The organism is Thermosynechococcus sp. HN-54 (assembly GCF_023650955.1).
GTDB lineage: Bacteria > Cyanobacteriota > Cyanobacteriia > Thermosynechococcales > Thermosynechococcaceae > Thermosynechococcus.
The window spans coordinates 1,080,438-1,091,747 of the sequence record NZ_CP098039.1; the positions used below are offsets into that span (position 1 = coordinate 1,080,438).

General features: G+C 53.2%; 11 protein-coding genes and 1 pseudogene. 7 read left to right on the forward strand and 5 right to left on the reverse strand.

Annotation, left to right across the window (positions count from 1 at the left end; genetic code table 11):
• The first annotated feature begins 6 nt into the window (after positions 1 to 6).
• The 3 genes and pseudogenes from NBE99_RS05160 to NBE99_RS05170 all read left to right on the forward strand — a co-directional run bounded on the left by NBE99_RS05160 (position 7) and on the right by NBE99_RS05170 (position 2,799).
• Positions 7 to 636, forward strand: a pseudogene (locus tag NBE99_RS05160) (Uma2 family endonuclease).
• Complete coding sequence (gene gloB, locus NBE99_RS05165) at positions 633 to 1,391, forward strand: hydroxyacylglutathione hydrolase (RefSeq protein ID WP_250683415.1); 759 nt, start codon at positions 633 to 635, stop codon at positions 1,389 to 1,391. Before NBE99_RS05160 ends, gloB begins: the two are co-directional and overlap by 4 nt.
• 82 nt (positions 1,392 to 1,473) lie before the next feature.
• Entirely contained in the window at positions 1,474 to 2,799 is a 1,326-nt protein-coding gene (locus NBE99_RS05170; protein WP_250683416.1) for a hypothetical protein, read from the forward strand.
• Here the strand turns inward: NBE99_RS05170 and NBE99_RS05175 are convergent.
• Genes NBE99_RS05175 through NBE99_RS05190 form a run of 4 tightly spaced genes read right to left on the reverse strand, consistent with a single transcriptional unit; the run spans position 2,796 to position 7,272 of the window.
• Entirely contained in the window at positions 2,796 to 4,364 is a 1,569-nt protein-coding gene (locus tag NBE99_RS05175) for a serine protease (protein WP_250683417.1), read from the reverse strand. The genes NBE99_RS05170 and NBE99_RS05175 overlap by 4 nt on opposite strands.
• A gap of 54 nt (positions 4,365 to 4,418) precedes the next feature.
• Complete coding sequence (locus tag NBE99_RS05180) at positions 4,419 to 5,300, reverse strand: 3'(2'),5'-bisphosphate nucleotidase CysQ (protein WP_250683418.1); 882 nt, start codon at positions 5,298 to 5,300, stop codon at positions 4,419 to 4,421.
• Positions 5,297 to 5,830 carry a GIY-YIG nuclease family protein gene (locus tag NBE99_RS05185; RefSeq protein ID WP_250683419.1) on the reverse strand — a complete coding sequence of 178 codons (534 nt, stop codon included), beginning with the start codon at positions 5,828 to 5,830 and terminating at the stop codon, positions 5,297 to 5,299. The genes NBE99_RS05180 and NBE99_RS05185 overlap by 4 nt, the downstream gene beginning before the upstream one ends.
• A complete protein-coding gene (locus tag NBE99_RS05190) occupies positions 5,827 to 7,272 on the reverse strand; it encodes a cache domain-containing protein (RefSeq protein WP_250683420.1) in 1,446 nt (481 codons plus the stop codon). Before NBE99_RS05190 ends, NBE99_RS05185 begins: the two co-directional genes overlap by 4 nt.
• Positions 7,273 to 7,351: 79 nt before the next feature.
• Between NBE99_RS05190 and rodA the strand changes: the two genes are divergently transcribed.
• From rodA to NBE99_RS05210, 4 genes are all read left to right on the forward strand, one after another.
• Entirely contained in the window at positions 7,352 to 8,626 is a 1,275-nt protein-coding gene (gene rodA / locus NBE99_RS05195; protein ID WP_250683421.1) for a rod shape-determining protein RodA, read from the forward strand.
• Positions 8,627 to 8,680: 54 nt separating this feature from the next.
• Positions 8,681 to 8,848 (forward strand): DUF3285 domain-containing protein, encoded by a 168-nt coding sequence (locus NBE99_RS05200; protein ID WP_250683422.1) that lies wholly within the window; start codon positions 8,681 to 8,683, stop codon positions 8,846 to 8,848.
• An 18-nt stretch (positions 8,849 to 8,866) separates the two neighbouring features.
• Complete coding sequence (gene ybeY, locus NBE99_RS05205; protein ID WP_250683423.1) at positions 8,867 to 9,349, forward strand: rRNA maturation RNase YbeY; 483 nt, start codon at positions 8,867 to 8,869, stop codon at positions 9,347 to 9,349.
• 141 nt (positions 9,350 to 9,490) lie between these two features.
• A complete protein-coding gene (locus NBE99_RS05210) occupies positions 9,491 to 9,943 on the forward strand; it encodes a diacylglycerol kinase (RefSeq protein ID WP_250683424.1) in 453 nt (150 codons plus the stop codon).
• 17 nt (positions 9,944 to 9,960) lie between these two features.
• Here NBE99_RS05210 and ychF read toward each other — a convergent pair whose 3' ends face one another.
• Positions 9,961 to 11,052 (reverse strand): redox-regulated ATPase YchF, encoded by a 1,092-nt coding sequence (gene ychF, locus NBE99_RS05215; RefSeq protein ID WP_250683425.1) that lies wholly within the window; start codon positions 11,050 to 11,052, stop codon positions 9,961 to 9,963.
• Between the last annotated feature and the right edge of the window lie 258 nt (positions 11,053 to 11,310).

Consider the following 11,310-nt stretch of genomic DNA (forward strand, 5'->3'; position numbering starts at 1 on the left):
AGCAAAATGACAACCCCAACACCTACCACTGGCGAGCAGCGGGTCACCCTCCACGGCCTCACTTGGCAGCAGTACCCAGACATTCTCAATGCCCTGCCATAAACCCGTGCTGCCCACTTGATATTCGATCGCGGAACCCTTGAAATTACCATGCCCCTCGAAGAGCATGAGTTTGCCAGTGGGCTGATCGGCCTATTTTTGCGCATTCTGGTCGTGGAAACAGGACTACGACTGCGATCGCTGCGCTCAACAACCCTGTGGCGCCCGGATTTAGAGCGAGGGGCAGAACTGGATAATGCCTATTACATCCACCATCAACCACAGGTGGCTGGCTGCAGGATTGATCTGAGGGTTGATCCACCGCCTGATTTAGTCATTGAGGTGGAGATGACTCCTACCGATATTGATAAAAACCGCCTGTATGCGGCCTTGGGGGTACCAAAGCTATGGCGGTACAATGGTGAGGAATGGCAAATTTTCCGGTTGCGGGACGGATGCTATCAAGGGTGTGATCGCTCGCTCCTATTTCCTTGGGTAACCAAGGAGTGTCTGTATCACTTCCTAGCAGAGGCCAAAATGGATGAGGTAGAGGCAGAGAAAAATTGGCGACGCTGGGTACAGGAACAACGGTCATGATCATTTATCGCCTCAATGCCCTTACGGATAACTACATTTTTTTGCTCCATGATCCGCAAACAGGGACAGCGGCAGTGGTGGATCCGGCAGAGCCAGAACCTGTTCTTGCCAAATTAGCGGCATTGGGAGCAACGCTGACAGCGATTTTCAATACCCACCACCACTGGGATCATGTGGGTGCCAATCGTGCCCTGCGATCGCGCTTCCCCGACATCGAAGTCTATGGCAGCCGCGAAGATCAAGGCCGCATTCCAGAGCAAACGGTTTTTCTCAGTGCAGGCGATCGCGTTCCCTTTGGCCAAGCTTATTTTGACGTGCTCTTTATCCCCGGCCATACCCGCGGTCACATTGCCTATTATGCGCCAGAAATGGGCGACCTATTTTGCGGTGATACCCTCTTTGGCGGTGGCTGTGGACGTCTCTTTGAAGGCACACCAGCCCAGATGCTGGACTCTTTGAATCAACTGCGGCAACTACCGGAGCAGACACGAGTTTGGTGCGCTCACGAATATACGCAAAAGAACCTCAGCTTTGCCCTGACAGTGGAAGCCAATAATCCTGCGCTGCAAGAGCGCTATGCTCAAGTCTGTCGCGATCGCGCCCAAGGGAAAAGCACGATTCCTAGTACGATTGGCCTTGAGAAGGCAACAAATCCTTTTTTGCGCTGTGAGGTCAGCACCATTCAGGCGGCAGTGGGGGCGACCACACCCCTCCAGACCTTTACACGGTTGCGGGGTAAACGGGATCAATACTAGAAATAAGAAATATAGTGAGTAACACCACTGGAACAGTTAGAACGGTAATCTAGTTTTATATTCCCCTACCCAGAAAGCCGCGATGGCAGTTTCCTATCAGAGTCGCTTTTTTAGCTTTTGGCGACAGCAATGGCACCGGTGGCAGCAACAGTGGCAACGCCAAAAATGGCAGGTTGAAAGCACCCTCAGTGGCACACTTCAGGTCATTGGCGCGATTCTGGCACAGTTTTGGCAGCGGGGACTCTCCCAACTCATGGGCACGGTCTCCCAAATGCGTCAACGCCTCCTGCCGAAACCCACAGTGGCACCCCCTGCGGATGAGGCCTTGTTAAGTGTGATGTCTGCCCTCTCCCTGACAGCAGGAGAGGATAAATCTTTGGCGGTGGCGATCGCCCCCATTGCCCGTCCACTTCCTTGGTGGCAGCGCTGGATTACTACTGTGCAACGCTGGTTTCAACCCCAGTCCAAGACGTTACCGCCACAGAACGCACCTTTGGCACAGCGACAACCCTTTTACCTTGCTTGCGATCGCACCGCAAAATCCCTCTTGATCGTAGATGAAGCGGCTCATCCCTTGAAAGTTTTCACTACCGCAGAACAGCAGCAAATTGAGCAACGCATTGCCTATGCCTTGGCAGTGTACTATCAGCACGTTCGGCAGTGGTATCGGCGACGGCATCACTGGTTCTGGGGTTGGCAGGAGCGATTCTTCAAAGCAGGCGTAAAACCGCAGTCCTGTTTGGTAGGGACATTCTTAGGGCAACTTCAGTTAACCGGAACAAGGGAAGGGGATTTAGCCTTACCTTCAGTGTCTCCCCTAGCCACTGCCCTCCGGTGGTTGCGATCGCGCCTTCCCTTCGGTGGCAAAAACACGCTTTCCCAAGTGCGGGTACAGGGGATTGCCACCCTCCTAGAAACCCAGCAGATGGTGCTCATTGGCAGCGATAATACGATTCTTTACACCCTCAGTCCTGCTCAACAGGCTCAGGTGCTGGCTTGGATCGAACGCCATCTCAACCCCTGCAAGCTGCCCTCCCGAGACTGGCTGAGTCAACTCTCCTACTGGCTAGGGGGATTCCAACCCGCTGCGGTGGCAGCCGTGAATTCACCGCTATTGGCGGCCATGGATCCTTTACCGGTCTTTTCCCCCGTGGACACCCTGCTCAGTTTAGGGAGTGCGGCGGCGCCCTTAGCTCATTCGTCCCCATCAGAAACTGCGGCCACCAGTGTCCATCCGAATCCAGAGCAGTTGATTCTCGATGTGGATGCTGCCCTCATTGGCTATGAACTCCATTGGTTTGAACGGTTGCTGCTGTGGTGCGATCGCCTGTTTTTGTGGATTGAGGAACATCTGATTCGCCTAGGTCGTTGGCTCTTGCAGCAGTGGCAGCGCTGGCGGCACTTCTAACGGTTCTCAATCTGGCGAATTGCCTCCATCATTTGGTTGTAGGACTGCATGTTCCCCTGTTGGCGGTAGAGTTCAGCCGCTTGCCGCAGATCGGGGAGGCTGCCTTTCAAATTCTCTTCTAAAAGATATGTCACTCCTCGCAAGGCAAAGGGCATCGGATCTTTCGGGATGAGTTGGGTCAAGGCAGTCCAACTGGGGCGACTCAGGGCATAGTCTCCCATCATGAAGGCAGCAACTCCCCGTAGCAAATGATAGTCGGTACTCTTGGGATTGGCAGCAATGAGACGGTCAAACACAGGGATACTGCGGCGAAAATCACCACTGAGAAAGAGCGCCAATGCCTGAATCATCTGTAAATTCCTGTTGTTGGGACTGAGGGCAAGGGCGCGATCGCTATCCGCAACAGCAGTACCAAAGTTGCCGAGGAGCAAATTCAAAAAGCTACTGATGCCATAGGCTTCGGTGTACTGGGGATTGAGGGTGATCGCTCTGGCAATGTCTTGCTGAATCGTGCCGGGGCGTTCAGCCATATTGCGGACAAACGTATCCAGCAGTGGGGTGGGTGGGTTGGGGGGAAAGGCATCCTTGAGAATGGGGTTGCCCTGGGTGAGACGACTCAAGTACTTGGTGCCCAGTTCTTCGCCGAGCTGATTAAAGTCTTGGTTCGGCACACGGGCAAACATTTGCGCCACGGCGCGTCCGAGATAGGCTTCACTGTAGTTGGGATTGAGGGCGATCGCCCGCGTATAGTTATCAATGGCGGCGGTAAAATTTTTGCGTTGGAAGTACTCCTCAGCGGCAAGGAAATAGTCGGCTGCCTTCAAGGGAGTCCGGGCAGGCAGAGCCGTGGTTTCCCGCGACGGTGTGGCCAAACTCAAGTAGGTATTGATGGGAATGCCGAGATTAAAACCGCGTTTCACAAAGACGGTACTGGAGCCACCGCCTTCCTGCACAAGGGTGGAGGCAATATCGGCACTGCCATGCACCCCAATCAAACGCCCTTGTTCATCGAGGACAGGGCCGCCACTCATTCCCGGCAGTGTGGGATTGCTATAGACCAAGGCATAGCCATCTTGAATCGGACGCGAGGCATTGGCCGTCAGCCGTCCCTCAGTAAATTGATAAATGCCACCCAAAACTGAGGCCTCCTGAGCAGGAAAACCCGCCACAAAAACGGGCATGCCCTCCACCGCTTCTACAGAGTTTCCCAGTCTGGCAAGGGTATACTCTCGGCTACTTTCAATTTCCAGCGTTGCCAAATCAACACCGGGTAAGCGACGAACTGAGTTAGGGCGAATGGCATAGCGCTGACCATCAACGGTTTTCACAGTGTATTGGCCTGCTTTTTCCACCACATGGTAGGCAGTGAGGATGGTATAGGTGTTGCCATTGCGCTGTAGCAGAATACCAGAGCCGTGGCTGCTGCCACCTTCAATGAGGACGGTGATAGTTTTGGCAATGCGGGCCACTTCTGTGACGGTTACCGCTGGGCTAGGGAGGGATTGAACAATGTGGACGGTGGCGATCGCCATTCCCACTAACGGCCAACTGTGCCAGCGCCCCATAGGGATGCCTCCAAGGCAGACTCTAGCCCCACGATAGCCTATTTCTAGGGAATTCTAGGCAGAGCCAAGGGACAGTTGAACCGCCGTAATCGCCTCCACCAAGGGCGATCGCAAGGCAGCGATATACTCTGGCCAGCCAATGAGGATCGGTTGCTGATGGGCAAGGGTCTGTCCCTGTAAGCCTGCGGCATCAAAGCGCAAGGGATTTCCCTGCAAGTCGGTGCACACCAAACCTGCTGCTGTTGCTAAAGCCAAGGGGGCTGTGGTGTCCCAGAGCTTGACCCGTTGGTTCAAGTAGAGGTACAGTCCTGCCCGCCCCAAAATCACTTCAATCACCTTGAGGCCAAAACTGCCCAAAAAGCGAAATTGGACTTGGGGCAAGACCCGATGAATTGCATCGCCGTAGGTGCGGTAGTCGCGATAGCCAATCATGATCGGGCAATGGTCTTCACTAGGGGAAGGCGGGCAAACGGGTAAGAGGGGAACAGGGGGCCCACCACTGCTCATCTGAAAGAGTCCCCAATCTTTACCGCCGTAGTAGAGATGATCCAGATTGGGGGCATAGATCCAACCCGCCACCGGACTGTAGTGCTCCAGCAGACCCACCATGAGAGCGTAGCCTTGGCGATGGTGAATCAGATCGTCAGTGCCATCGAGGGGATCAATCAGCCAGTAGCGATTTTTCGGTTCTTGAAAGACCGCTTGGGAGTCAGCATTTTCCTCGCTGATGATGCCATCCTCAGGAAACCAAGCGCGAAATTTCTGACTTAGCAGCCGATCCAAGAAGCGATCAATACTGGTGGCAAAGTCTTGGCGTCCCTTTTCAATCACCTCAAAGGGTTGCTGTGCGAGTTGCCGTGCCCGCTGCCCCGCTTGGCGCAGGAGTTGATTGATCTGCCAGATTTGGCTAGAAGTCAGGGGGGGAGAAGTCGTCATTTGAGGTCCAGCCGTCCACTTTCCTTTAGTTTGGCGTTAAAAACCAGCGGCTCCTGTAGCGATCGCTGCCGTAGGTGCTCCAGAATCTCGGCCTCAACCCGCCGTGCCACCTGTTTTAGCAGTTTTGGTTGGGTCAATGGATCAGCACTGAGCCATGCAGTGCGTTCTGCTGCCGTCATGCGCTCTTTGACATCAATGGCAGTTTCCCACTGGGGGCGATCGCGATCGTTGCCGAGGGGTACAGTTCCCAATTCCGCTAGCCACTGTTGTTTTACGGCTTCTAGCCACGGGCGATCGGGGCGTTCAATGGCGATCGCCTTATAGCCACGACACTGCTGGGGACAGCGCACAAGGTGTTGGAGCAAACTCAGTCGCACATCCCGCGAATAGCCAATGTACTGCACGCTGCCAGTGGCATCAAAAATGGCATAGAGACCGATCGCCCCCTTGAGATCAGGTGCCACCCGCCCTGAACCATCAATGTAGGGATGGAAGGGCAATTCAGCCAAAGTCGGCGCAGGAAGGCTCATGTCGGCAGTGGTGGATCATGTGGATCATTTTCACGTTCGTCATCCTCAGTATGCCGTATCTGTGGATGTGTAGCAGTAGGGGGGGATTTGGTGTGGGCCCGTTGGCGCAGTTGTTGTGCCCGTTGACGCAGTTCTTGGAAGTAGTCAGTGCTGGTAATTTCGGCAACGGATTTTTTTCGTTTTTCTTGGTCAATTTCGATTTTTAGCTCACTCAGTTCCTCCTCCAGTTGATCTTGGCGCTGCTCTACCGCCTGTGCCATCTCCAAAAAGACTTGAGCCAGTTCTGCCATGTCATCACTCCCTTGGGCATATTGCCTGAGAACTCTGGGATCAAACTGGTCAAACTGGTCATGCTTGAGGGCGTGGACAGCACTGACAAGGGCACGAATCGGCTTAGTAATTGAACGAGCCACAATCAGGGAAATGAGAATGACCCCAACACCAACCAAGAGAAGACTGAAGAAACCTTGGGTAGCCAACCGCTCTAAGGGCGCTAGAAACTGGCGCAACCGTACACTGACCACAACAACGCCCTGATGGCGGGTCAGGGGCGCATAGGCATAGATATAGTCGGCGTCCCCTTGGGAAGAAGGACTGGTGAGGAGAGCACCGACCTGTTTTGATTTGGCCTTGAGAAAGACATTGCGCAGGGTATAGTGAACCTCTGCCACTGGGGAAATGGGTTGAGGCAGTGTCAAGAGAAAATAATGGTCGCGAATCTTGGGGGGGAGTGGATCAATGCTATGAAGATTCAGGTGGGGATTCGTCGTGCTGAGAATCAGACCGTGATCATCAATCAGAAAAGATTCACCGTGAATATCGGGCACTAGGTAGGTCACGATGTCTTTGACTGCGGTCGCTTGTAGAGGCAATAGAACCGCCCCTAATCGTTCATTATTGCTATCAACAATTGTTTGGAAGACAATAAAGAGGGGGCGCTGGGCGATCGCACTATTGATTTTGACCCGAGAAATAAAGTAATTTGCTGTTGCCGACTGCTGCCAGAGGGGGGTGTTCTTGTAGTCTAGGCCTAGACGAGTGCCTCGGGTTCCTGCGATCGCTTGGCCATCACGGTTGAGGAGAATCACCTGATAATAGGCTGGGTTCAGGTTCCTGACATCCTCGAGAAAGTTGGTCATCGTCGCTTGCTCGATGGCGCTATGGCTACCACTCCTGAGGAAATACCGTACGTCACTGTCATTGGCTACCAAGAGAGCATCATTGAGGGCATCCTGAAAAAGGTGATCAAGGGAACGGGCTTTGCCGATCGCTAGCAGTTGCAGGGCATTAATTTCTAAGCGCTTCATCATCTCAGCGCTTTCAGTTTGGTTGTAGAGCACCACCATCCCCATCGGTAATAGGGAAATTAGCAGCATCACGAGCAGCAGCCGCCCCGAAATGGACCACAAAAGCCTTGACCAACGCTGTCGCCACCCAAGCATGGAATCCACTCAGGATAGAATGGGAATCTTGATCAAACCACCACTGTTCCAGCCTAGTGCGAACGAAGGATACTTGGCGATGTTTTGGACAACTCGGCTATGGCAACGCCGCTGGTCTGCTTGGCTCCACCCTTGGTGGGGGATGGATTGGCTCCTTTTAATTGCAGTATGGCTGATTACGCTGTTGGGGGCAGTGGCTATTCACAGTGCCGAGTTGCACATTGGCGAAAAGGATGGCTTCCAACATCTGGCGATCGCGGGCGTGGGGACGATTTTGCTTTTCCTACTGGCACGGGTGCCGACATCGGTCTTTATCTCATTCCATTGGTGGGTCTATGGCCTCAGTTGTGCCCTCCTACTGGCTGTGAGCTTATTTGGTGTTGAAGCTAACGGTGCCCAAAGTTGGCTGCCTATTGCTGGCTTTAACCTCCAGCCTTCAGAATTTGCCAAAATCTCGATCATCCTCACCCAAGCTGCCCTACTCCAGCGGGTGCCCGCCAACGGCCTCAGCGGCATTCTACGGGTGTTTGCGGCAACGGTCTTGCCCCTAGGGTTGATTTTATCGGAACCTGATCTGGGGACTTCCCTTGTGTTTGGCGCCATCACCTTGGGCATGCTCTATTGGGCCAATGCCCGTTTGGGCTGGATTGTGCTGATGCTCTCCCCTTTGGTGGCGGCGATTCTCTTTGCCCTACCACTGCCCTATGAACTGAATCTGGTGCTGTGGTTCCTATGGACATTAGGGATGGGAGTTGTGGCATGGCAAAGCCTTCCCTTGGGGTGGATTGGGGCGATCGGCGGCATTGTTCTGAATCTTTCGGGGGCAGGGTTGGGGCAATTGCTGTGGAGCGTGCTCAAGGACTATCAAAAAGACCGCCTCTTAATGTTTTTAGACCCCGATAAGGATCCCTTGGGGGCAGGCTATCACCTGATCCAATCCCGCATTGCCATTGGCGCAGGTGGACTGTGGGGGCGGGGTCTATTGCACGGTACCCAGACACAGCTGGGGTTTATTCCCGAACAACACACTGATTTTATTTTTTCAGCCATTGGCGAAGAATTAGGCTTTTTAGGCGGCTTACTCGTTTTAGGACTATTTTGGTTGATTGGCCTGCGGTTATTGCAAATTGCCAATAGTGCCCGTGATGATTTTGGCTCGCTCCTTGCCATTGGTCTCTTTTCCATGCTGATGTTCCAAGCGGTGGTCAATATCGGCATGACCATGAACCTATTTCCTGTGACAGGCATTCCTTTGCCCTTCCTCAGCTATGGCCGTTCTGCCCTTTTGGCAACCTATATTGGTTTGGGCTTGGTGCAATCGGTGGCTAACCATCGCCCGCGATCGCGCTACTGAAGTCAAACACCCTTTGTTAAAATTCATGAAGATTGCCAATAGCAGTGAAATCCTATGAACAAGTCCCCAGAACCCGTGTCCTCCCCTGCCGAGCAGCCCAGTTATGTCAAATTGGCCATGCGGAACATGGTGCGCAAGGGACGCAAATCCCTCACCCATTTTGCCCTCACGAGTATTGGCTTGCTGGCCCTGTTGGTGGGTGTGTCCTATCTTACCCGTTAGGCAAACCTCGAAAGCCTCATGAGGGTTACCGTCTATCTAGAACTCCACGATCCGGCGCTTCCAGCTGAGGTCGCAGCGCTCCCTTGGCAAACGTGGTTTAGTACGTGGATTGCCATGGTTGAACCGAATCAGGCGAAAGAATATGAGCTGACATTGCGTTTGACAACCGATGCCGAAATTCAAGTTCTTAATTGTCAGTATCGCGATCGCGATACCCCCACAGATGTACTCGCCTTTGCCACCCGCGATGACGCCCTCCCGCTGCCCCTAGGGGAACCTGAATATCTTGGGGACATCATTATTTCTGGCGATACTGCTCGTCGGCAAGCCATAGAAGGCGGGCATGCTCTATCGCTAGAGGTGACGTGGCTTGCCTGCCATGGCCTCCTCCACCTCCTAGGCTGGGATCATCCCGATGACGCGCAATTGGCACGCATGCTGGCTCAGCAAGCTCAGTGCCTCGAAGCAGTGGGTCTCATACCCCCCGTTGTCCTCAAATGATCCGTTGGATACGAACGATATCGCAAGAGATGTGCTTAAATGGGGAGCGTTAACAACCAAATTTTTTGAAATTTTTTTCTAGAGGTGTATGAAATCCAAGGTTATTACTTAAGTTTAATGTTTGGTGTGATGGGTACCGTTATGACACAAAAAGTTCTTGCGTCCTATACTGACAAAGCATCAGGGACAACTGTGCTGCGACAGCGCTCCTATCGGGTGGCCTCCTCTCTACTGAATAGTTTCTGCTATGCATGGGCAGGGGTGGTCTATGCCTTTCAGACTCAGCGCAATTTTCGGATTCACACCGCAGTTGGTCTTAGCGCGATCGCCCTCAGTGGTCTGCTCAAACTTCCCCCCGTTGAGGTGGCAGTGATTTTGCTCACGATTGGTATTGTCATGGGGTTGGAGTTACTCAATACCGCCCTTGAAGCAGTGGTCGATCTCACTGTTGGCAAGGAATACCATGAACTTGCTCGTATTGCCAAAGATTGTGCGGCTGGCGCCGTGCTGCTGAGTGCAATGGCAGCCGTAGGGGTAGCGATAGCCTTAATTGTGCCTCCCTTAGTTTACCCGATTGTCGGGACGTTGTTATAAATTGTCAGGGGGAGCCGCTAAACGTTGAAGCGGAAGAGCATCACATCTCCCTCCTGCACAACATAATCTTTGCCTTCACTGCGTACTAGGCCTTTTTCCTTAGCTACTGTCATGGACTGACAAGCCACTAAGTCTGCGTAGCTCACCGTCTCAGCGCGAATAAAGCCCCGCTCAAAGTCACTGTGAATGACGCCTGCCGCTTGGGGTGCCTTGGCACCTGCTGGAATTGTCCACGCTCGGGTTTCCTTTGGTCCTGTGGTAAAGAAGGTTTGCAGGCCAAGAAGTTTATAGGTTGAGCGAATCAGTGATCGCAAACCTCCTTCACTGACGCCCAAACTGGCGAGATATTCAGCGCGATCGCCCTCTGGCAAATCCACTAATTCTGCCTCTACCTGAGCTGAGACAATCACCACCTCCGCCCCCTCCTGCTTCGCTATCTCCTGCACAGCCGCTGTCCATTGATTCCCAGTGGCCAAATCCTGCTCAGCCACATTGGCGGCATAGATCACCGGCTTACGGGTGAGCAAGCCAAGAAAGCGAATGGCAGCTTCTTCCTCCTCCGTGAGCGGGCAAAGACGGGCCGGCTGTCCCTCATTCAGTACGCCAAGGAGCTTTTCAAGAGCCGTGAGTTCAATCTGAGCCTCTTTTTGCGATCGCGCTGCCTTACGGGTACGTTCAATGCGCTTTTCGATTTGCGCTAAGTCCGCCAGTGCCAACTCTAAGTTAATGACCGCAATATCCTCGACAGGATTGACGCGACCTGCCACGTGGACAATATCCTCATCTTCAAAGCAGCGCACCACATGAACAATGGCATCCACCTCGCGAATATTTGCCAAGAACTGGTTGCCCAATCCTTCCCCTTTGCTGGCTCCCTTCACCAAACCCGCAATATCCACAAACTCCACCCGCGTCGGCACAATCTGCGCTGATTGGGAAATTTTTGCTAGTACCTCTAGCCGTTCATCGGGGACGGCTACCACACCGACATTGGGTTCAATTGTGCAGAAAGGGAAATTGGCTGCCTCAGCCTTAGCATTGGCCACAAGGGCATTAAATAGCGTTGATTTGCCCACATTCGGTAGGCCGACAATTCCCGCGCGTAGCATCAGATCCTACAACCTCATTCTCAAGGGAAGACATTTCCCAAACATGACACCCAAAAATGGGAATGTTAATTTTTAATAACACCCCAACTTATCAGAAATTTCAGCCATGGGCAACTACAAGCGCACCTATCACAGGGCAAACGCATACTCAGGCAAGCGACTCTCATCTTGACAAAAGTAGCACAGCCGCTTGTGGCTAATCCTGAAGTGGGGTTTAGAAATGCTAGGCATTGAGTGGAACAACGGCACCCAAGGGCA